At 72.8% G+C, this 21,164-nt stretch carries 18 protein-coding genes and 1 pseudogene; 12 read left to right on the forward strand and 7 right to left on the reverse strand.

Annotation, left to right across the window (positions count from 1 at the left end; all coding sequences use genetic code 11):
• Window positions 1-40: 40 nt before the first annotated feature.
• Complete coding sequence (locus tag AC5R91_RS04855) at window positions 41-1,036, forward strand: hypothetical protein (RefSeq protein ID WP_495395911.1); 996 nt, start codon at window positions 41-43, stop codon at window positions 1,034-1,036.
• Window positions 985-2,472 (forward strand): DEAD/DEAH box helicase, encoded by a 1,488-nt coding sequence (locus tag AC5R91_RS04860; protein WP_495395912.1) that lies wholly within the window; start codon window positions 985-987, stop codon window positions 2,470-2,472. The genes AC5R91_RS04855 and AC5R91_RS04860 overlap by 52 nt, the downstream gene beginning before the upstream one ends.
• Before the next feature lie 60 nt (window positions 2,473-2,532).
• Here AC5R91_RS04860 and AC5R91_RS04865 read toward each other — a convergent pair whose 3' ends face one another.
• The 4 genes from AC5R91_RS04865 to AC5R91_RS04880 all read right to left on the reverse strand — a co-directional run bounded on the left by AC5R91_RS04865 (window position 2,533) and on the right by AC5R91_RS04880 (window position 8,013).
• Window positions 2,533-3,171, reverse strand: coding sequence for a DUF4232 domain-containing protein (locus tag AC5R91_RS04865; protein WP_495395913.1), 639 nt, complete (start codon window positions 3,169-3,171; stop codon window positions 2,533-2,535).
• A gap of 539 nt (window positions 3,172-3,710) precedes the next feature.
• Window positions 3,711-5,294 carry a diguanylate cyclase domain-containing protein gene (locus AC5R91_RS04870; protein ID WP_495397893.1) on the reverse strand — a complete coding sequence of 528 codons (1,584 nt, stop codon included), beginning with the start codon at window positions 5,292-5,294 and terminating at the stop codon, window positions 3,711-3,713.
• A 356-nt stretch (window positions 5,295-5,650) separates the two neighbouring features.
• A complete protein-coding gene (locus tag AC5R91_RS04875) occupies window positions 5,651-6,415 on the reverse strand; it encodes an SDR family NAD(P)-dependent oxidoreductase (protein ID WP_495395914.1) in 765 nt (254 codons plus the stop codon).
• Window positions 6,416-6,636: 221 nt separating this feature from the next.
• Window positions 6,637-8,013, reverse strand: a complete 1,377-nt coding sequence (locus tag AC5R91_RS04880) for a M20/M25/M40 family metallo-hydrolase (protein WP_495395915.1) — start codon at window positions 8,011-8,013, stop codon at window positions 6,637-6,639.
• Window positions 8,014-8,076: 63 nt separating this feature from the next.
• Between AC5R91_RS04880 and AC5R91_RS04885 the strand changes: the two genes are divergently transcribed.
• Complete coding sequence (locus AC5R91_RS04885) at window positions 8,077-9,201, forward strand: NAD-dependent epimerase/dehydratase family protein (protein WP_495395916.1); 1,125 nt, start codon at window positions 8,077-8,079, stop codon at window positions 9,199-9,201.
• Window positions 9,202-9,225: 24 nt separating this feature from the next.
• Here AC5R91_RS04885 and AC5R91_RS04890 read toward each other — a convergent pair whose 3' ends face one another.
• Window positions 9,226-9,807: a hemerythrin domain-containing protein gene (locus tag AC5R91_RS04890; protein ID WP_495395917.1), complete on the reverse strand. Its 582-nt coding sequence runs from the start codon at window positions 9,805-9,807 to the stop codon at window positions 9,226-9,228.
• A 401-nt stretch (window positions 9,808-10,208) separates the two neighbouring features.
• On the opposite strand from AC5R91_RS04890, the gene AC5R91_RS04895 reads away from it, so the two are divergent.
• Together AC5R91_RS04895 and AC5R91_RS04900 are read left to right on the forward strand one after the other, a co-directional pair.
• The gene (locus AC5R91_RS04895; protein WP_495395918.1) at window positions 10,209-11,348 is read left to right on the forward strand and encodes an amidohydrolase family protein; all 1,140 of its coding nucleotides are present in this window, start codon (window positions 10,209-10,211) and stop codon (window positions 11,346-11,348) included.
• Between the two features lie 319 nt (window positions 11,349-11,667).
• The gene (locus AC5R91_RS04900) at window positions 11,668-12,096 is read left to right on the forward strand and encodes a nitroreductase/quinone reductase family protein (RefSeq protein WP_495395919.1); all 429 of its coding nucleotides are present in this window, start codon (window positions 11,668-11,670) and stop codon (window positions 12,094-12,096) included.
• Between the two features lie 52 nt (window positions 12,097-12,148).
• Here the strand turns inward: AC5R91_RS04900 and AC5R91_RS04905 are convergent, their stop codons facing one another.
• Both AC5R91_RS04905 and AC5R91_RS04910 read right to left on the reverse strand, forming a co-directional pair.
• A complete protein-coding gene (locus tag AC5R91_RS04905; protein WP_495395920.1) occupies window positions 12,149-13,117 on the reverse strand; it encodes a hypothetical protein in 969 nt (322 codons plus the stop codon).
• Window positions 13,118-13,190: 73 nt separating this feature from the next.
• A pseudogene (locus tag AC5R91_RS04910) lies at window positions 13,191-13,685 on the reverse strand (M48 family metalloprotease); the annotation flags it as partial.
• A 154-nt stretch (window positions 13,686-13,839) separates the two neighbouring features.
• On the opposite strand from AC5R91_RS04910, the gene AC5R91_RS04915 reads away from it, so the two are divergent.
• From AC5R91_RS04915 to AC5R91_RS04945, 7 genes are all read left to right on the forward strand, one after another.
• Window positions 13,840-14,670, forward strand: a complete 831-nt coding sequence (locus tag AC5R91_RS04915; RefSeq protein WP_495395921.1) for a COG4705 family protein — start codon at window positions 13,840-13,842, stop codon at window positions 14,668-14,670.
• Window positions 14,671-14,866: 196 nt separating this feature from the next.
• The gene (locus AC5R91_RS04920; RefSeq protein WP_495395922.1) at window positions 14,867-15,721 is read left to right on the forward strand and encodes a COG4705 family protein; all 855 of its coding nucleotides are present in this window, start codon (window positions 14,867-14,869) and stop codon (window positions 15,719-15,721) included.
• Window positions 15,722-15,885: 164 nt separating this feature from the next.
• The gene (locus AC5R91_RS04925) at window positions 15,886-16,563 is read left to right on the forward strand and encodes a DedA family protein (RefSeq protein WP_495395923.1); all 678 of its coding nucleotides are present in this window, start codon (window positions 15,886-15,888) and stop codon (window positions 16,561-16,563) included.
• A gap of 177 nt (window positions 16,564-16,740) precedes the next feature.
• Window positions 16,741-17,577: an undecaprenyl-diphosphate phosphatase gene (locus AC5R91_RS04930; protein ID WP_495395924.1), complete on the forward strand. Its 837-nt coding sequence runs from the start codon at window positions 16,741-16,743 to the stop codon at window positions 17,575-17,577.
• A 168-nt stretch (window positions 17,578-17,745) separates the two neighbouring features.
• A complete protein-coding gene (locus tag AC5R91_RS04935) occupies window positions 17,746-18,162 on the forward strand; it encodes an ester cyclase (RefSeq protein ID WP_495395925.1) in 417 nt (138 codons plus the stop codon).
• Between the two features lie 822 nt (window positions 18,163-18,984).
• Complete coding sequence (locus AC5R91_RS04940) at window positions 18,985-20,181, forward strand: thiamine pyrophosphate-dependent enzyme (RefSeq protein ID WP_495395926.1); 1,197 nt, start codon at window positions 18,985-18,987, stop codon at window positions 20,179-20,181.
• Window positions 20,178-21,164: an alpha-ketoacid dehydrogenase subunit beta gene (locus tag AC5R91_RS04945; protein WP_495395927.1), complete on the forward strand. Its 987-nt coding sequence runs from the start codon at window positions 20,178-20,180 to the stop codon at window positions 21,162-21,164. The genes AC5R91_RS04940 and AC5R91_RS04945 overlap by 4 nt, the downstream gene beginning before the upstream one ends.

The raw sequence follows: 21,164 nt of genomic DNA on the forward strand, positions 1-21,164 counted from the left end.
ATGGCGTCTGGTGCGTCCTCAGTAGTGAGCGGAGCCGGTGGTGGCAGGCGTTGCGGGCAGGCGCGAAGATCCCGCGGAGATCCTCCGGTTCTGGCACACGGTGGAGATGTTCAGCCCGCCCGGCGTCGAGAACGTCAACCGGCAACGGCGGGTGTACGAGCTCTCGCCCGACGAGCCGTTGCCCTGGGAGCCCGGCCATGAGCTGGCGGGTGTGCGGCTGCGGCGCGGGCAGACGTGGCGGCACACCGTCTACCTCGGCGTCTACGGGCTCGACGCGGTCTACGAGGTGCTCGCTCGGCGGTTCGGCTCGGACGAGGACAGCGTCGACGAACGTCCGGGGGCGAGCAGCGCGCTGGCGGCCTTCACCGTCTCCGGAACGGGACATCCGCTGCCGGACACCCTGACCCTGTCCTGCTGCGCCTGGGCCACCGGCCAGGCGGTGCGGTCCGGTTCGCCGGCGCGTGGCTGGCTGGCGGAGTTCGACGACGCCGAGGCCGACCACCGCCGCACGTTCAACCGGCTGGTGGCGCCGTTCGTGGTCCAGATGGGCGACCCGCGCGACGACCAGGGCCGCCCACGGCGGGCGCCGCTCGACCGCGCGACCCTGGAGAAGTGTCGGGACGCGGCCGCGGAGGCGACCGGCGTGAGCGCCGTGGAGGCCGGCGAAGGCACCGCGGAGGCCGGCGCGGAGGCCGCCGCGGACGCGGTGTTCCCGCATGCGCAGATCCGGGTCGCCAGCGTGATCACGACCGCCCGCGCCGCCGAGGCGGCGAATGCGCCCGAGACCCACGACTTCCTCAACAGCTTCGTCATGAACGATCTGCGCCGGGTGGCGACCGAGGCCACCCGGGCTCCGCTCGGGGCCGCACTACGCGACTACCTGCGGCCCAGCGCCGACATCGCCGTCGACCGCCGCCTCGACGTCCGGGACCGCCTCGACGTGGTCCTCGACGCCACCCGGCCGACCCGGGTCCCCGCGGGCCGGTGGCCAAGCCCGCCCGAGCATGCGCTGGCCCTCAGCCAGCGCTGCGCCTGAACCACCGCCGCTTCCGGCCCGGACTCGTCGAGTCGCTGTTCTCCCGCGCGTCAGCCCGAACCTGGCGCGGCCGCGACGCGGAGCTGGCCGAGGAGATCCTCGGAGCGGAACGAGCTGTCGCCGAGGCCGAGTCGGCGTCGCACTCCCTGGCCGGCGAGGTCGAGCGAGTCGAAGCCACGGCAGCCTTCCTCGACGGCCAGGTCCGCCATCACGACCAGGAGCTACAGCCGATCACGGCGGGTCTGGACCGGGCCCGCGCCGTCCTCGGCTCGTCGCTGCCGGAGGCGGACTGGTGGCGGGACCGTCCCCGCCGCGAGCGCGCGGCGCCGTGGACCGATCCGGACTGGAACCGGGCGCGCACCGAGCTCTTCTTCGCCGCGCTGCGCCTGCACAAGGCGTTCCTGCGCCACGTGCCCCGCCAGCTCCGCCAGAACCTGCAGGCCGCGATGGACGTCGTCGGCGGGGCGGCGGCGCGCGACGTCCCGGCCGCCGCGGCGCTCGAGGCCTGGCGCAGCCTGTTCTTCGTGGTGCCGGTCGTGTCGACCACGTTCGCGTCGTTCGGCCGGACCTTCTCGCACCTGGGCCGGGATTCGCTCGGCTGGCTGCTCATCGACGAGGCGGGGCAGGCCGGCCCGCAGATCGCCGCCGGTGCCCTGTGGCGCTCTCGGCGCGCGGTCGTCGTCGGTGACCCGCTGCAGCTCGAACCGGTGTCGACGCTGCCGTTCCGGGTGGAGCAGGTGCTGCGCGTCGACCACGGCGTCGACGAACAATGGCTACCGAGTCGCACCTCCGCGCAGCGGCTGGCCGATCGGCTCAACCCGCTGGGAACGTGGCTGCCGGACGACGAGGGCAGGGTCTGGGTGGGCTCCCCCCTCGTCGTGCACCGCCGCTGCGACGACCCCATGTTCGGCCTGGTGAACGACCTCGTCTATGACCGGCTGATGATCGACGGCACGCCCACGAGCAGCGCCGCCGCCTTCGCCGCCGAGCATCCCACGCTGCCCGAATCCAAGTGGATCGACGTCCGCGCGGACGAGGCGCAGGGACACTGGATTCCCGCGGAGGGGAGGCAGCTCGAGCGGATCCTCGCGGTTCTCGCCGATCTGCACTTCGACATGTCCGAGGTGATGGTGATCGCGCCGTTCCGCGACATCGCCCGGCACCTGCAGCCGTACGTCCGACGCCACCGTGGTCTTGTCGCGGGGACCGTCCACACCGCCCAGGGCAAGCAGGCCGACATCGTGATCATGATCCTCGGCGGTGCCCCCGGCCGCCCCGGAGCGAAGCAGTGGGCGGCGAGCAGACCGAACCTGTTCAACGTCGCGGTCAGCCGGGCCAAGCGCCGGATCTACATCGTCGGCGACCGCCAGGCCTGGGCCGCCCACCGCTACTTCGACACCCTCGCCGCCCGGCTTCCCCACCACCCGCCGCGCTAGCCGGCTCCGCTCAGGTCTCAGCTCAGGTCTCAGCTCAGGTCGCAGCGCTCCCGACGGCGGCTACCCGGCGGTGAAGGCCGTGATGTAGGTGCCCGGATGCGTGGCGCCCGACTGGTCGAGGACCGGACCGCCGTCCCAGCTCAGCGGGACCGCGGTGAACGTGTCCGGCGGGGTGACGAGGACGCGCGCGGGGAGGAACGCGCCGCTGTCGCCGGGCTCGGTGGCCAGGTAGGTCAGGTTGGCCCGGGCGTTGGCGCCGGGCGGCAGGTCGATCCGGCCGGGTCGGACGAGCGGCGATCGCACGACGTCGTAGGCCGATCCGTCGCGGGCGACGAACCGCACCCCGGGGTAGCCGGTCACGGCGCAGCGCCGCGGCGACCGGTTCGTCACGACCAGCGGACGCTGATGCTGCCCGCCGGCCGCGGCGTCCACCGCACCGAGCGCGACGGTCAGGTCCCCCGCCTCGCACCGCGGGACCGGCGACGTGCCGCTCCCGGCGGCCACCGCCGGCGATGAGGGTGTTGCCGAGGACAGCCGCACCTTCGCCGCCGCCGACGCCGCCGCCGGTACCGCCGACGCGGACGTCGGGAGCGGGCTCGTGCCGGTGGCGACGGTGGAGCCACCACAGCCGGCGGCGGTCAGCAGGGCGGCCAGCGAGATGGCCACCAGGCCCGGACGCCCACCGGATTCGCCACGCATGTCGTACCTCCGCACTCGCCAGTCCGAACTTCGTCGACGACGGCCAGGTGATAAGCACCGTGGACGCCGGCCGGCCGGCTCGTGCCCGCCGCTACCTTGACGATGGCGCGGCAGCCCGCCCACCGGACCGAACGTATCCCACCGACACACGCCAGCCACCCGCCCGATCACGGCTCGGGACAGGACGACCGGTCGTCGCGCAGGACCTCCAGCCGGCGGTCTGGCGCGATCTGGTCCCGGGTCAGCACCAGCCAGAGGCTGAAACCCGGCGTGGGGGGCGGCCCGGATGTCCAGCGACCCCGCCGGCCACCCGACGGTGAAGATCCCCAATTTGCATCGAAGATCGATACGGTTCGCCCGTGAACCCCTCGCGCACGGCCGGCCCGCTGAACCTGGACGAGCTGACCACCGCGATCGAGGACTTCAACTCGATCTTTATCCGGCTCCCGACGGTCCGCCGGCTCGCCTTCTCGACGCTGTCGGTGCTGCACACTGGCCGCCGCGGGCCGCTGCGCCTGACCTTCCCCTGGTCTGACCGGTCATCCTGCCGAGGTCCGAACCGGGACCGCGGCGATGGTCCCCGGGCGAGCTCGCCTGCCAGGCCCGGCTTGGCGGCGGCGGGTCGGCTGGGTACGCAGGGACTCGTCGAACAGGACGCGGCGGTGGCGGCCCTGGCGCTTGGCGGCGTACATGGCGATGTCGGCGGCGTGCAGGATCTCGCGGGGGTCGGTCAGCCCGGGGCCGGAGACGGCGACGCCGACGCTGGAGGTGACCTGCGGGCCGCCGTCGGGCGAGCGCACGGCGGCGGTCTCGACGATGCGGTCGGCGATGCCCACGACGGCCGCCGACGAGGTGATCCCCGCGCAGAGCACGGCGAACTCGTCGCCGGCGAGGCGGGCGACGGTGTCGCCGGGACGGACCGCCCGCCGCAACCGCGCCGCCATGTCGCGCAGCACCCAGTCGCCCGCCTGGTGGCCCACAGAGTCGTTGACCGCCTTGAAGCCGTCGAGATCGACGAAGAGCAGGCCCACCCGCTCCTGCCACCCGTCCTCCTCGGCCCGGGCGAGGGCCCGCCCGAGCCGGTCGAGGAACGACACCCGGTTCGGCAGCCCGGTGAGCCCGTCGCGCAGCGCGCGGCGGCGGGCACGTGTCGCCCGCGCCCGCGCCGCCTCGTGGCCGCGCGCCGACACGACGGCGCTCGAAATCTGACCGGCGACCAGGGCGACGAAGTCGCGGTAGTCGCCGTCGAGCGCGAGCTGGTCGCTCACGCCGGACAGCAGCAGGCCGATCGGATGGCCGTCCCGGCCGTTGGCGAACGGCACCGCCAGCGCCGAACTCGACGGCGGCGAGGCGTCCGCGGGCACCACCCGACACCGCGACACCAGCCGGTCCACGACCCGCGCCTGCCCCGACGCCAGTGCCTCGGTCGCCTCGGGGACGGGACCGCCCGGCGCGAGCGCGGCGAACAGGTCCGCGGCCGCGCCCTCGCCGGCCAGGCCCGACCAGCCCATCAGCCGCGGCGGCGAGCGGGGGCGCCGCTGGTCGCGCAGCACGATGAGGCAGTAGGGCAGGTCGTCGCGCCAGCGCCCCGCGACCGCGGCGGCGCGGGTGCACACCGAGCGCTGGTCGCTGCCGGAGGCGACGGCGGCGAGATCGCGCAGGCAGGCGAGACGGCGGGTGTCGATCATCTGCCGGGTCGTCTCCTGCGAGGTCGTCAGCGCGCCGACGATCTGCCCGCCGCGTTCGGCGTCGCGCACCGGGCCGAAGGAGAACGTGAAGTAGGTCTCCTCCAGGTAGCCGTGCCGGAACATCAGCAGCCGCTGGTCCTGCGACCAGGTGGCGCCGCCGCCGGACATCACCTGGTCGAGCAGCGGCCGCATGAAGTCCCAGATCTCGGGCCAGACCTCGCGGAACGGCCGGCCAAGGGCGTCGGGATGCTTGCGGCCGAGGATCGGGATGGTGGCGTCGTTGTAGAGGTAGGCCAGCTCCGGCCCCCAGGTGATCACCATCGAGAAGCGGGACTCCAGGCACAGCCCGACACAGGTGCGCAGGCTGATGCTCCACGTCCCGGGCGGGCCGAGGGACGTGGCCTCCCAGTCCTTGGCCGCCATCAGCCGGCCCATCTCCCCGCCGGACGCGAACGCGGCACCCAACCCGCCGTCACGCCCCGTGACAGCGCCGTCGGGGTGCGGACTTCTTGCCGCACCCGCTCGCGTCCTCGACCTTGTCGCCGTCCGACCACTCCCCTCGCCGACCGGTCCCGGTCACTCGGCGGTCCACGGCCGACCCTGCGGGCAGGCCTCGACCGCGTCACCGTCGGGCGGGCCTGACCTGTCACCGGCGACGTTCCTGTCCCGATCGCCCGCGCTCTCCCCGATATTGCCGTCGCCCGCGGCGGCAAACCCCGCCCGAATCCGAAGGGGCCGGCCCACGCCGGGGAGTACGGGCCGCCGGCCGGCGTCGGCGACGGGTCGGGACGTCAGCGCATCATCAGGGTGCCGCCGTCGACGGGGAAGATCTGGCCGGTCATGAAGCGGGCGCCGTCGCTGGCGAGGAAGGCGAGGACGGGGACGAAGTCGCGCTGGACGTCGCCGAGCTTCCCGCCGATCGGGATGCTGCGCGCCAGGTCGGCGTCGTGCGCGGCGAGCTGCTCGGCGGTCATCGAGGCGCGGGTCCGCTCGTACATCGGCGTCACGATCGCGGGGGCGACCGCGTTCACGGTGATGCCGTGGCCGGCCCATTCGACGGCGACGGTGCGGGTCCAGGCGACGACGGCGCCCTTGCTGGCGGCGTAGGCGGCCTTGTTCGGGTAGCCGAGCACGCCGGCGGCGGAGGCGAAGTTGATGATCTGGCCGCCGTGCTCGCGCAGGTGGGCGAACGCGGCCTGGTTGGTGAGCAGCGTGCCGGTGGCGTTGACGGTGAGGATCTTGTTCCAGTGGTCGACGGTGAGCTCGGCGGCCGGCGCGGCGGGCGCGATGCCGGCGGCGTGGATGAGGACGTCCAGGCCGCCGAGGTGAGCGACCGCCTTCGCGAAGGCGGTGTCGACCGAGTCGGTGTCCGTGACGTCGCAGGGGACGAAGCGGGCACCGGCCTGCGCGGCGATCCGCTCGCCGGGATCGACGGTGATGTCGAGGGAGACGACGTCCGCGCCGAGACCGGGCAGCGCCTGCACGAGCCCCGCGCCCATGCCGCTGGCTCCGCCCGTGATCACGATGCGCCGTGCGTCAAGCCTGACCGCTGCCATGAAGCCGCCTCCCGCGTCCGTCCACACCGGTAGTCCGGTCACGCGGCCGCCTGGTCCGACGCACGGCCAGCCAGCGACACATCCCGGACGTTTCCCCTGGACGCTACTCCGCGCACCGTTACGCCCGCACGCGTCGGACACTCCCGGAACACGTGAGGACCGCCTTCCGGACGCGGCCGATCAGCGGGTCAGCGGGTCAGCGGGTCAGCAGTTCAGGTGGATCAGCGGCCCGCGCCCCCGCCTGCGGCCAGGTGGGCGAAGTAGTGGGCAAACATCTTGGTGCCGCCGGCGGCCTGGGTCCAGTCGTAGTGCTCGTTCGGCGCGTGGTAGCCGTGGCTGGGCAGGCTGAGGCCGAGCAGGATCACGGGCGCCTTCAGGTAGCGGTCCATGGTGAGCACGGCACCGATCGAGCCGCCCTCGCGGACGAACGCCGGGGTCACGCCGAAGGCGTACTCGACGGCGGCGCGGGCGGCGTCGGCGTGCGGGCCGGTGCGGGGGCCGAGGTAGGCGGGCAGGGCAGCCTCGAGCTCGACGTGGGCGTCCGGGTGGCGACGCTGGATGAAGTCGCGGACCAGCTCGAACACGGCATGCGGGTCCTGATGGGGAACGATGCGGGAGCTGAGCTTGACGCCGGCGCGCGGCGGGATGACGGTCTTCACGCCCGGGCCGGTGTAGCCGCCGGTGAAGCCGTGCACCTCGAACGTCGGTTCGCCCATGATCCGCGCGAGGACGGAGCGGACGTCGGTGGTGCGCATCGAGGTCAGGCCGTGCATCGCCATGAAGGTGGCGACGTCGAAGCCGGACGCGACGAAGCTGTCGATCTCCTCGTCGGTCACCGGCGCGGCGGCGTCGGCGAAGCCGGGGATGAGCACACGCCCGGTCGCCGGGTCGAGGCACTCCGCCACGATCTGGGCGAGTTCGGCCAGCGGGTTGCGGGCCGGCCCGCCGGTGAGGCCGGAGTGGGTGTCGTTGGTACCGGTCTCGATGCTCACCTCGAACGTGACCAGGCCGCGCAGGCCGTAGTCGATGGCGGGCCGGCCGGCGGCGATCCAGACCGTGTCGGAGACGAGCACGGAGTCGGTGGCCAGCCGCGGCAGCTCCTGGCGGACGAAGGCCTCGAAGTTGGGGCTGCCGATCTCCTCCTCCAGCTCCCAGACGAAGGCGATGTTGACCGGCAGCTCGTGGGCGATGGCATACTGGGCGGCCTGCAGCGCGGTGAGTGCGGGGCCCTTGTCGTCGGTGCTGCCGCGACCGACGTAACGGTCCCCGGAGATGGTCAGGCGGAACGGCTCGGTGTCCCACTGCGCCGGGTCGGCGGGCTGGACGTCGAGGTGGTTGTAGATCGTGACGGTGGGGCAGTCGGAGCCGGCGCGGTACTCGCCGTGAACGACGGGATTGCCGGGCGTGGGCACGATCCGGGCGGCGAGGCCGGCGTCCGTCAGCAGCGTCGCGGCGAGGTCGGCCGTGCGCCCGATGTCGGGCTGGTGGGCGGGATCGGCGCTGACGCCGGCAATCCCGACGAGGCGGGTGAGCCGGTCGGTGAACTCGGGACGGCGGGCGGCGAGGTAGTCATCGAGCTGAGCGAGAGCGTCGGCCACGACGCGATCGTACGGACAGGTTCCGGCACGGGTTGATGGCCACGGGCGGGGCACGGGAACAGGATGCGAGTCGCCATCGTCGGAGCGTCCGGCAACATCGGTTTTCACCTGGTCCGCGAACTGGCGGCCGACCGGCGGGTCGAGGAGGTCGTCGCGATCGCCCGCCGCCCACCGCCCGGTCCCCCGTCCCCCGGTTCTCCCTCCTCCGGTCCCCGGCGGGGCAAGGTCCGCTGGCTGGCACTCGACGTGGCGCGCCCCGGGGCCTTCGGCGAGCTGGAGAAGGCGTTCCGCGGCTGCGCGTCGGTCGTGCACCTGGCCTGGCTGATCCAGCCCGAGCGGGCGACGGTCCTCACGGCGGCCACGAACGTCGCGGGCAGCGAACGGGTGTTCGCGGCGGCGCTGGCCACCGGGGTGCCGGCGCTGGTGTACGCGTCGTCGGTCGGCGCCTACCGCCCCCGGGAGTCCCACCGACCGGTCGACGAGAACTGGCCGACCACGGGGATCGAGACGTCGCCGTACAGCGTCCAGAAGGTCGCCGTGGAGCACCTGCTGGACAGCCTCGAAGCCGATCATCCGGGGATCCGGGTGTCCCGGCTGCGCCCGGCGATCGTGCTGTCCGCCGCCGCGGCGCAGTCGCAGGCCCGGTACTTCCTCGGCCCGCTGGCGCCGCCCGGCCTGCTGCGCCTCCTCGGCGCCGGCGAGGGTCGGCTGCCGGTCGTCCCGGTCGTGCGCGGGCTGACGTTCCAGGTGGTGCACTCCCGCGACGCCGCCGCCGCCTTCGCGGCCGCCGCCACCAGCCCGGTGGCCCGCGGCGCCTACAACATCGCCGTGGACCCGCCGACCACGCCGGAGACGCTGCCCGACATGCTCGGCGGGCGCGGGGTCCCGCTGCCACCGGCGCTGCTGCGCGCCGCGGTCGGCGCCGCCTACCGGGCCCGGCTGGCACCCGTGAGCCCCGGCTGGATCGACCTCGCCCGCGGCGTTCCGATCATGGACACGGCGCGGGCCCGCCGGGAGCTCGGCTGGGTCCCCGCCGTGGCCACGAGCACGGTCCTGCGCGAATGGCTCGTCGGCGCCAGCACGGGCCGGGGCGACGAGACCCCGGTCCTGCGCGGCGCCGCCGGCTGGCTCGATCACGCCCGCGGCGCCCGCCGCGCGCTGTCCGGCCGCGGCGGCGGGCGCATCTGAGACCGTCTACCTGTGGTGCAGGGCCTACCTGTGGCGCACCGCGTCGCGGGCCCGGTCGACCAGCGACGCGAACGGGCCTACGCCCCACTGGGCGAGGGGGAAGCCCACCGTGCTCGGGTGGGGGTGGGTCGGCGCCAGGCTCTCGACCGCGCGCAGTTGCCGACCGAGTTTGCGCCGTTCGTCCTGGCTGGTGGCCGCCCGCACCGCCGGGAACTCCTCGAGCTCCTCGCGCTCGGCGTGATCGGACACCGCCTGTTCGAGCGCCGCGATCTGCCGGTCGAAGTCCGGGCCGGTGACGTCCAGCTTCTCGAGTGCGGCCAACACCTTCGCCGCCTGCTTCTCCTCGTGGTTGCGGGCCCGCACGACGTCGGGGCCGGCCGACCGGCGCGACACCGGCCGCAGCACCATCTCCTCGCCCGTCTCGTGCGCGGCGAGCAGCGCCCGCAGCTCGTCGAACGCCCTCCCGCGGTGCTTGCCGCGCCGCACACCGACCTCCGCGAACAGTTCGCGGATCCGCGCGTGCTGCGCGAGCAGAACTCCCACGATGTCGTCCTCGGGCAGCGTCGCCGCATCCACGCGCTCCCGCTCCGCCAGCTTGCTCGCCATGCCAGGTCTCCGTCTCGCTCCGGGATGAGCCGACCGTCGCCGTCCGGGATGGACACCGTCCGGGTTGAACACCGACCGGGATGAACCAGGGACATCCGGGTGGTCGCCGGCCGGCGACCACCGCGGCCGGCCCGGCCAGGGCCGACGGGTGTGCGCTACCCGATCCCGCGACCACAACACGCCTGCGCCGACCAGCGCCTGGGCAGCGTGCGCCGCCGTCGCCGGTCCTCACCGGTCCTCGCCGGCCTCACGCCTCGATCGCGTTGCGACGCGGTCGTCAGATTCGCTCGCTCTGGCGTTTTCGACCGCCCCTTGCGCTGCTCCTGGAAATGTGACGTACTTGTCAGAAGATCGGCACTTCTCCACGGAGCGGATCGGCCGTCGTCCCCTAGGAGGATCACATGCTGCCCGCCAACGCCCAGATCGTCTCGGTAGACGATCACGTGATCGAGCACCCGCGCGTCTGGCTCGATCGCATGCCCGCGAAGTACCAGGACGTCTGCCCGCGCATCGAACGCGCCGAGGACGGCAACGACTGGTGGATCTACGAGGGCCGCCGGGCCGGCAACTTCGCCCTCAACGCGGTGGCCGGCAAGAGCCCGAAGGACTTCGGACTCGACCCCCGCAGCTATGACGACATGTTACCGGGCTGCTACCGCATCGCCGACCGGATCCGGGACATGGACGAGGAGGGCATCCACGCCCAGCTCTGCTTCCCGAACTTCGCCGGTTTCGCCGGCAGCGTCCTCGCCGCCTCGCAGGACCTGGCGCTCGCCACCGAGACCGTGCGGGCCTACAACGACTTCATCCTCGACGAGTGGTGCGCCGCCGCGCCCGACCGGCAGATCCCGCTGATGATGGTGCCCTACTGGGACGTCGAGGCCGCCGCCGCCGAAATCCGGCGGACCGCCGCCAAGGGCGCGCGCAGCATCACCTTCCCCGAACTGCCCGACCGCCTCGGCCTGCCGTCCTGGCACACCACCCACTGGGACCCGGTGCTCGCCGCCGCCAGCGAGACCGGCATGCCGATCTGCCTGCACTTCGGCTCCGGCGGATCGCCGCAGTGCTCGCCCGAGGCGGCCACGACCAACTTCACCGTCGCGATCTCGCTGTTCGGCCTGAACTCCATGTCGGCGACGTCCGAGCTGCTGCTCTCCCCCGTCTTCCACCGGTTCCCGCAGATCAAGATCGCGCTGTCCGAGGGCGGCATCGGCTGGATGCCGTACATGCTGGAGCGCATCGACTACGTGTGGGAGCGCCACCGCTGGTACAACGACGTCAACACCGAGGTGCGGCCCAGCGAGCTGTTCCGCGACCACATCTACGGCTGCTTCATCGTCGACGAGGCCGGCGTGGAGGCGCGCCACCGCATCGGCGTCGACAACATCATGTTCGAGAGCGACTACCCGCACTCCGACAGCAACTGGCCGAACACCCGCAAGCTGCTCGCCGAGGCACTGATCAACGTCCCCGACGACGAGGCCCTGCGGATGGTCGAGACCAACGCGCGGACGCTCTACAACTTCCCTCGCACCTCCTGAAATCACCCCGCACCTTCTGACGGTTCGCGCATACCACTCCGAGGCGTGGGACCGGCCACAGCCAGCCGGTTCGCCTTGCCGGTCCCACGCAAAGGCCCTGGTGCGCGGCCCTGCCGTCGGCGGCGTGAAGGACGTCCCACCGCGGCGGGCCGAGGGCCGGACGTATCCCGGATGTCTGTCCGCGCGGCGAGCGCCATCGGCTTGCGACTCCGCCCGTCGGCGACGGCAACGCGCGCGCCGCGCCCGGTGAACGCGCGCTGCCGACCCGGCGGCCGATCCCTCCCGCGCGGTTCGCGGCACCAGGAGAAAAGGCGAACCGATGAGCCAGAAGATGTTCACCACGCAGGAGATCAGCGACTTCGTCGACGAGTTCCGGGCCAACGGCGGCCGTCCCGCCGGAAAGTACGCGGGAGCCACGCTGCTGCTGCTGACCAGTGGCGCGGAGGCCGACGGGACGCCGCATGTGAGCCCGCTGAACTTCTACGCCGACGCCGACCGGTACTTCGTCTACGCCGTGAACCCGGGCGTCGACGAGGACCCGCGCTGGCTGCACGACCTGCGCGCGGACCCGCAGGCCACCATCGAGGTCGAGGGCCGGCGGCTGCAGGTCACGGCCACCGAGGTGCACGGCGAGAAGCGCGACGAGATGTACGCCCGCCAGGCCGCCCGCTACCCGCAGTTCACCGAGCTGCAGGCGGCCGTGACCCGCCTCATCCCCGTCGTCGAGCTCCTGCCCACCGGCTCCTGATCATCCCGTCACGTTCCCGACCCGCGCGCCGGGGGCATTCCCCCGGCCGCGCCTAGAGGCTCATGGCGAGCAGGACGGCTCCGAGCAGGAGCACGGCCAGCGACAGGGCGTAGCGGGCCATGAACTGCCAGCTTCGGACGGTGTGCCCTGACGCGGCGGTGATCGAGCGCAGTTCGACGTACGGTCCGGGCGCGCGCAGGAACCAGCCGGTGACCAGCACCTCCTCGTCCACGAAGGCGTCGGCTCCGGTCAGCCCGAAGAATGTCCGCGCGCCGGGAAACGGCTGGAGGTAGACGATCGGCACGAGGCCGCTGTCGTCGGCGAGGACGAAGTCCGGGGAGGCGAGGTAGCCGCCCCGACCGACGATCCGACCCCGCAGGCTGACGGGCACGGCGGCGACCGGTCCGGCGTCGAGGCGTTCGAGCAGGCTCGCGGCCTCGTCCACCGGCTCGGGCGCGCCCAGGGGGCTGCGTAGCGCCGCGCGGACGACGAGCAGCAGCCCGGCGGCGGCGACCAGCGCCGCGACCGTCCGCGGGCCGCCGACATCCGGGTTGTGCTGGGAGAGGGTGAAGGCGGCGAGCACGCACGCCCAGCCACCCAGGTGAAGGGGGAGTTCCACCAGGAACCGGCCGCGGGCCGCCGCCCGCTCTCCCGGCCGCGCCGCCGCGGCCTCGCGCACCGCCCCCCAGCGCACCGGTCGACCGGAGCCGGGCCCCCGGCGGGCGAGGCGGCGGGCCGGGCGCTTCTCGTCGTCGTCGCGCAGCGCGGCGATCCGCGCGGCCCGCTCGCGGCCCACCTCGTCGATGCCGTAGGCGATGCGCACCAGCGCGGAGCACAGCGCGTCGCCGTCGCCGGTGGCGCGGCAGGAGGCGTGGTCGGCGCCGAGCTCGCGCGCCCGGGCGAAACCGAGCAGCGCGAGCTGCGCGGCGAGGTAGGCGACGAAGGCGAGCAGCCGGTTGACGTCGTTGCCGCCCGATCCGTTCGCGGCGCGCCCGCCGGCCGTCGCGAAGTAAAGGACCATCGTAAAGGACCATCGGGATGAGACTGGCCACGGTCATCACGGCCACGTCCCGGTGCGCGACATGACCGAGCTCGTGCGCCACGACCGCCTCGACCTCGCGGTCGTCGAGCCGGTCCAGCAGCCCGCGGGAGATCCACACCCGGCTGTCGCGGCGGGTGCGGCCGAAGGTGAACGCGTTCGGATCGCCGTCGTCGACGATGCCGAGCCGGACCAGGGGCAGGCCCGCCGCCTGGCACTGCCGCGCGACGATCGCGGCCACCGGCTCGTCGCTGCGGTAGCCGCCGGCCGTGCGGGCGAGCTCCGTCGCCGGAACGAGCCAGGCGATGACCCACGGCGCGACCAGATACTGGACGGCGACGACGCTCACCCCGCCCGCCACCGCCCAGCCGAAGGGCACCGGCGAAAGGGCCGTCACCAGCCAGCAGGCGAGGACCAGGACACCGCCCAGAACGCAGAGCACGGCAAGCAGCCGGCGCCGAACATGACCTTGCGCGAGACTGTCCCCGCCAATCCCCGAGAACGGCCGGACGGCTCCTAATACTAAAAGGCCGGAACGACCGGGGCGCACCGTTTCGACCGCGCCGTACCGACGTCGCGACGGGCGCAGCGCTGGTGGGTCGGTCGGCTGGTCGGCGGCCGGGGTGTCGCTCTCACACGCTCCTCACACGCGCTGCGTGATGTTCTGCAGGCGGCCGATGTCCCCCGCCTGGAAAGAGCACTCGATGCGGTCGAAGTCCCACCGCCGGATCCGCGGCCGTGAGCCCCTCGCGCCCAAGGTCCCCGAGATCACGGCCCTGTTCTGGGTCATCAAGATCCTCACCACCGGGATGGGTGAGGCCACCGCGGACTTCCTCGCCGGGGTGAACCTGGTGCTGGCGGCGGCGATCGGCCTGCTCGGTTTCGTCGCCGCGCTCTGGCTGCAGTTCCGGTCGCGGCGCTACCAGGCGCCGGTCTACTGGTTCGCCGTGGTGATGCTGGCCGTCTTCGGCACCATGGCCGCCGACGGGCCGCCGTTCGGCCACATCGGCACGACGATCTTCTACGCCGTCGTGCTGGCCGTGGTGTTCCGCCGGTGGCACCGCAGCGAGGGGACGCTGTCCATCCACAGCATCGTCACCCGCCGCCGGGAGACCTACTACTGGTGCACCGTGCTCGCGACCTTCGCGCTCGGCACCGCCCTCGGGGACCTGACGGCGAGCACGCTGCACCTCGGCTTCCTGCCCTCCGGCATCATGTTCGCGGTGATCATCACCCTGCCGGCGATCGCCTGGTGGCGGTTCGGGCTGTCCGAGGTCGCCGCGTTCTGGCTGGCCTACGTCGTCACCCGCCCGCTCGGCGCCTCGTTCGCCGACTGGCTCGGCAAGCCGCACGACCGCACCGGGGTCGGCCTCGGCGACGGAGTGGTCAGCGCGATCGCCACCGTCCTGATCGTCGCTCTCGTCGCCTACGTCGCCGTCACCCGCCGCGACATCCAGCGCCACGAGGTCCCACCCGCGGTCATCCCGCAGCCCGCCCGCCCGGACGACGCCCCGCAGGATCGCGCGCTGCGGTAGCAGCGCGGCCCGGACAGTCGCGCCGGCGACCGGCCGGCCCGGTGCGGCCTCCTGACGAGGTTCGGCGGAATGCTGGCACCTTGCGGTGGTGTGGTGGTCCGGCTTCATGCTCTCCACATCCGCGATCCCTACTCTGGGCGCATGTCACCTCACTTGAAGCAACATCTTGGGCCCCCGTGCGGTGGAGTGTGCCTCGATGGGCCCTGAAGATCCGGCACCGGCGCCACCCGCCGAGGTGGACGGCGCCCTGCCCACCGGGGTCCCGGGGCAGCGGCGCCGGCCGGGCGCCGCCGCCCGGGCCCTGCCCGCGGTCAGCAAGATTCCCCAGGTCACGCTCCTGTTCTGGATCACGAAGATCATCGCGACGACCCTGGGCGAGACCGGCGGCGATCTGCTGGCCCAGACCCTGAAGGTCGGCTACGCCGTCAGTTCGATCCTCTTCATCGCGTTGTTCCTCGCCAGTCTGACGGCCCAGGTCCGCGCCGACCGCCTGCATCCCGGGCTCTACTGGACGGTCATCCTGGCGACCAGCATGGCCGGCACCACCATGTCGGACTTCGCCAACCGCACCCTCGGCCTGGGCTATCCCCGCGGCGCGGCGATTCTGCTCGCCCTGCTCCTGCTGCTGTTCGCGGTCTGGTGGCGCTCCGGACACACCTTCGACATCACCCGGCCCGTCACCTTCCGAGGCGAACTGCTGTACTGGACCGCCATTCTGCTGTCGAACACGCTGGGAACCTCGCTGGGCGACTTCCTGTCCGACAGTTCGGGCCTCGGCTATGCCGGCGCAGCGGCACTGATCTGGTCCCTGCTCGCGGTCATCGCGGTCGCCTGGTACAGCCGGTGCCTCCCGACCACGCTGTTGTTCTGGTCGGCCTTCGTGCTTACCCGCCCGATGGGCGCGACCCTGGGCGACCTGCTCACCAAGCCGACAGCCAAGGGCGGACTCGCCTACGGCACCGCCGGTGCCTCGGCGATCCTGCTCGGCGCCCTCGTCCTGCTCGTCGCCTACGGATACCGCCGGCAGACCCGCACCGCCGCGCCGCGGTGAAACGGGCCGCCCGCCTGCCCCGCCGCCTGCCCGCCCGGCCGGGATTCGACGCTCACACGGCTTTCACATCGTCGTCCCGGCAGGGTGGTTGGCGGCGGGTCGGTGATCACCGATGCCGTTCTCCCGCCGCCGTCGTGTCGCCGCCCGGGTGAGAGGGACCTGTCGTGTCCAGCGATATCGCGCTGAATATTCTCGATCCGTCGTCGATAGTGTCCTCCGTCGGACTGTTCGGCCTGATGGTCGTCATCTTCGCGGAGACCGGTCTTTTCGTGGGTTTCTTCCTGCCGGGTGATTCGCTGCTGTTTCTCGCCGGGGCCTTCTGCGCCGGCGACGCCGCCGCGTCCGGGCCTCACCTGCACCTGACCACGGTGCTGCTCGGCACCTGTGTCGCGGCGGTCGCGGGAGCGCAGACCGGATATCTCGTCGGCCGGCGGGCCGGGCCGCGGCTGTTCGACCGGCCGAACTCCCGGTTCTTCCGGCAGGAATACGTCGAGCAGGCCCGCGGGGTGCTCGACAAGTACGGGTTCGGCAAGGCCGTCGTGCTCGCCCGGTTCGTGCCGGTCGTCCGGACGTTCCTCAATCCGCTGGCCGGCGTCGTGCGGATGCCGGTGCGGGTGTTCACGACGTTCAACCTGATCGGCGGGGTGCTGTGGGCCGCCGGGGTGACGCTGCTCGGCTACGCGCTGGGCCGGACCATCCCGATCGAACGCTACATGATTCCCGTATCCCTGGTGATCGTGGTGCTGTCGGCCATACCGGTGCTGCGCGAGTACCGCGCCCACCGCCGGGCGCGCCCCGGGCAGGCATCCGGGGGGGTCACATCGTCCTCACACGACCAGTGATCTAGCATGCTGCCGGTCAGGCTCCGCCCACCCGCGGCAGCGAGCCCGGGCCAGTGCCGCATCCCAGACCTGTGTCGCCGCTCAGCCCGGCGCCGCCACCCGGACCCGCGCCGCGTCCCGGGCGGGCACCGCGTCGCGGGCCGCCACCGCATCGAGACCAGCTAGGACAGCCATCACGTGAGCGCGATCAGCGTCGGACAGGCCACCATCCTCGGCATCGTCGAGGGACTGACCGAGTTCCTCCCGATCTCCTCCACCGGCCACCTGAAGATCGCCGAGGGGCTGATGGACATCCAGGTGGACGACAAGGCAGTCGTCGGCTTCACCGCCGTCATCCAGGTCGGCGCGATCGCGGCCGTCCTCGTCTACTTCTTCGCCGACATCCGCCGCTTCGTCACCGCCTGGGGCCGCGGCCTGGCCAACCCGGCGGCGCGGACGAACCACGACTACACGTTCACCTGGTGGGTCATCTACGCGACGATCCCCGTCGTGCTCGTCGGGCTGGCCGCCAAGCCCCTCATCGACGGACCGCTCGCCTCACTGTGGGTCGTCGCAGCCTCGCTGCTCGCCGGCAGCGCGCTGATGTGGTTCGCCGACCAGTACGGCCGGCACAAGCGCGGCGAGGACGACATCTCCCTGCCCGACGCCATGATCGTCGGAACCTCGCAGATCCTCGCCCTGCTCTTCCCGGGCTTCTCCCGATCCGGTGCGACGATCTCCACCGGTCTCATCCGCGACCTCGACCGGGTCGCCGCCACCCGGCTGTCGTTCTTCCTGTCCATTCCGGCGCTGACCGGCGCCGGTCTGTACGAACTGAAGGACGCCGTCGGCGGCGGCGTCTCGGCCGCGCCGCTCGCGGTGGGCACGCTGGTCTCCTTCGTCGTCGCGTACGCCTCCATCGCGTGGCTGCTCAAGTTCGTCGCCCGGCACAATTTCAACGCCTTCATCGTCTACCGCATCGCCGTCGCCGTCCTGCTCGCCGGCCTGCTCGCCGGGGGCGCGATCAACGCCTGACCGGCCTGCCGTCACGGCTTTCTGCTGTCACGGCTTTCTGCTGTCACGGCTTCCGGCCGGGCCGCCGAGGTGTGACCGCGGGTACGATCGGGCACGTATTCCCGCGGTGCACACCTTGTCTTCCCATGGTGCACACCTTGTCCCTGCTGCCGAGACGGGTGAGGCGACGTGGCCGAATCGGGCTCCAACATCGAGCGCATGCGTTCCTTCGTCGAGCGGGTGCAGGGTCAGGGCAGGGCTGACCTCGTCGAGGAGTTCGTGCACGCCGACTTCCGTAATCACACGGCGAGCCCGGGGCAGAGTCCCGACCGGGACGGTGTGCGCGTGGCCACCGAGGCCCTGCACGCGGCATTCTCGGACTTCCGGGTCGAGCTCCTGCACTGCATCGGCCAGGGTGATGTCGTCTCCACCCACAAGGTGTTCCGTGGTCGGCACACCGGGGAATGGTTCGGCGTTCCCGCCTCCGGCCGGCCGGTCGAGTTCGCCGTCATGGACCTCACCCGTTATCGGGACGGGCTCATGTTCGAGCACTGGGCCGTCGCCGACGCGCTGACGCTGCTGCAACAGACCGGGGCTCTCGGCTAGCCACCTCCCCTCGCCGGCATCTGCCGTCGTCGCCTTCTCCGCCATATCCGCGCCCCCTCCCGACCGCGGCGGGAGCAGGCGGATCGAAACCTCACCGCCGTTGACAGCTGGGCATGCCACAACTTCGGGGGGCTCGGCCGCGGGGCGCCGTAATGGCCGTTCCGCCACCATCCCACCGACCCCTGCCGCGCCCGCGACCTCCTTTCTACACGACGTAGAAGGTGGGCCGCGCAACAATTCGCGCCGCACAGTCAACCCAAGGTGATTATCGCCACAAGCCAAGTGTCGACAGGCGGTGGAAAATCGATCGCAGAGGCCGGCCACAGCGCGGATGCGGACTCCAGGAATGCACCGGAGTCCACCCTGAGCGAAGTAGGTGAGCGGAGACGGATCGTGACCACCGACGGCGCCCGAACCGGGCCTGCCGGCGAGCCGGACCACCTCGGGCCGGACCACCTCGGGCCGGACCGCACGCTGCCACGGCGTCCTCCGTCTGACCCTGCCCGGTGTCCCCCGGACGCCGCATGGCAGCAACCACGGCGCAGGCCGTGACGACTCCCGAGCCATGGCACGCCCCCGAGCCGTGGCGCCACCCCAAGCCGTGTCGCAGCCCCGGGACAGGACGCGGCACAGGAGCAGGACGCGCTGGCACTTCGCCAGCCCGCGCACTGCAACGAGGCCGACGCGAGCCCGGCAGCGCAAGGCCCGCCACCGCGACGCGGGAGCCCTCGACGGGCCCCGCCGGGGCAGGGCGGCTCGGGGCAGCGCCGGCTTGGGGCAGGCAGCCACCCCCATTCCACCACCCAGTCCCGAAGGTGGCCCATGACCGTCCTCGACGACAGCACCGCACCCGGCCTCGTCGGGCCCCCGCACTCCCACGGCCCGCGCCGTGACCCCGCGCCGTTACTGCCCGATCCCGAGCCGGTGCGCATCCTCGGCACCCCGGCGGCGAAGACGTTCGACGCCGAGCTGCAGCGCGAGCTGTACCGCCGGCTGGTCCTCGGGCGCCGCTTCAACCAGCAGGCCACGACGCTGACCCGGCAGGGTCGGCTCGCCGTGTACCCCGCGTCCACCGGCCAGGAGGCCTGCCAGATCACCGCGGCGATGGTGCTGCGGGGGGTGGACTGGCTGTTCCCGAGCTACCGCGACACCCTCGCGGTGGTGGCCCGGGGCGTGCGGCCGCTGGACGCGCTGACGCTGATGCGCGGGCACGCCCACAGCGGCTACGACCCGTACGAGCACCGGATCGCGCCGCTGTCGACGCCGCTGGCCACCCAGGCGCCCCACGCGGTGGGCCTGGCCCATGCCGCCCGCCTGCGCGCGGCGACGGATCCCGTCGCGGCCGAGAACCTGGTCGCGCTCGCCCTCGTCGGCGACGGCGGCACCAGCGAGGGCGACTTCCACGAGGCGCTGAACTTCGCCGGGGTGCTGGGCGCGCCCGTGGTGTTCCTGGTCCAGAACAACGGCTACGCGATCTCCGTGCCGCTGGCCAGCCAGTCCGCGGCGCCGTCGCTCGCCCACAAGGCGGTGGGCTATGGCATCGCCGGCCGCCTGGTCGACGGCAACGACGCGCTGGCGATGCACAGCGTGCTGTCCGCGGCCGTCGAGCATGCCCGGTCGGGCCGCGGGCCCGTGCTCGTCGAGGCGGTCACCTACCGGCTGGACGCGCACACCAACGCCGACGACGCGACCCGCTACCGCAGCGCCGCCGAGGTCGACGCCTGGCGGGCCCGTGACCCGTTGACGCTGCTGGAGGCACATCTGCGCGCCGCGGGGCTGCTCGACGACGCGGGCGTGGCCGCCGCCGCGAAAGCCGCCGAGGCCCTCGCCGACGAGATCCGCGCCCAGTTCGACAACCCGCCGGACCCCGACCCGGACTCCCTGTTCACCCACGTCTACGCGCGGCCGACGAGCCAGTTGCGCGAGCAGGCCGCCGAGCTCGCGGCACGCCTCGACGCGGACGCCGACGCCGCCACGGCCGCCGCCGCCACGGACGCCGCCGAGGACGAGACCCGATGAGCACGACGATGGTGGCCGCCCTCAACGCGGCGCTGCGCGACTCGCTGCGCGAGGACGCCAGCGTCCACGTCCTCGGCGAGGACGTCGGCACGCTCGGCGGCGTGTTCCGGGTCACCGACGGGCTGGCCGCCGAGTTCGGGGCGCAGCGCTGCCTGGACACCCCGCTGGCCGAGGCGGGCATCCTCGGCACCGCCGTCGGCATGGCGATGTACGGACTGCGGCCGGTCGTGGAGATGCAGTTCGACGCCTTCGCCTACCCGGCGTTCGAGCAGGTCGTCTCGCACGTGGCGAAGATGCGCAACCGCACGGGCGGGCGGATGGGCCTGCCGATCACGATCCGGGTGCCGTACGGCGGGGGCGTCGGCGGCGTGGAGCACCACAGCGACTCCAGCGAGGCGTACTACGCGCACACCCCCGGCCTGCACGTCGTCACCCCCGCCACCGTCGCCGACAGCTACGGGCTGCTGCGTTCGGCGATCGCCTCGGACGACCCCGTGGTCTTCCTGGAACCGAAGCGGCTCTACTGGTCGGCGGCGGACTTCTCGCCGGCCGAGGTCTCGACGGCCCAGGTGCCGCCGATCGGCCGGGCGATGATGCGCCGGCCGGGCACCTCGGCGACCCTGCTGACCTACGGCCCGTCGGTGCCCGTCTGCCTGGAGGCGGCGCAGGCCGCCCGGTCGGAGGGCTGGGACCTCGCGGTCGTCGACCTGCGCTCGCTGGTGCCGTTCGACGACGAGACGGTCTGCGCGGCGGTGCGCGCGACCGGCCGCGCCGTCGTCGTCCACGAGGCGGCAGGCTTCGCCGGCGTCGGCGCGGAGATCGCCGCCCGGGTCACCGAGCGGTGTTTCCACCACCTCGCCGCCCCCGTGCTGCGGGTGACCGGTTACGACATCCCCTATCCCCCGCCCATGCTCGAAAAGCACCACCTGCCCAGCGTCGACCGCATCCTCGACGCCGTCGCCCGACTCCAGTGGGAGCAGTGA

It is taken from the genome of Frankia sp. BMG5.60 (assembly GCF_059428125.1).